Origin of the sequence: Streptomyces aureocirculatus, from assembly GCF_000720475.1 — a bacterium.
Lineage (GTDB): Bacteria > Actinomycetota > Actinomycetes > Streptomycetales > Streptomycetaceae > Streptomyces > Streptomyces aureocirculatus.
In genome coordinates this window covers 1-238 of sequence record NZ_JOAP01000203.1, presented here as the reverse complement: position 1 = coordinate 238, position 238 = coordinate 1, and the positions used below count along the sequence as shown (strand labels likewise).

General features: G+C 71.8%; 1 pseudogene. It reads left to right on the top strand.

Going from position 1 to position 238, the window contains the following annotated elements:
* Positions 1–9 precede the first annotated feature (9 nt).
* A pseudogene (locus IG78_RS0141365) lies at positions 10–238 on the top strand (aminoglycoside phosphotransferase family protein); the annotation flags it as partial.

Here is a 238-nt window from a genome sequence, read left to right as displayed (position 1 = left end):
GCCGGGGCGATGGTGCTGGAGGAGGTCCTGCCCGGCACCGAGGCCGAGGACATGCCGCAGACGTCCTTGCCGCAGCAGTGGGGAGAGCTGCTCGCCGCATTGCACGCCGTGGCCCCACCCGCGCACTGGCCACTGGATTTGCGCGGCCGGTTTGACGAGGCCTTCGTCCGGATCGGCCGGCGGCTGTCCGAGCCAGCCATCGGCGCAAGGATTGACCAGGCCGCGTGGCAACGGGCGA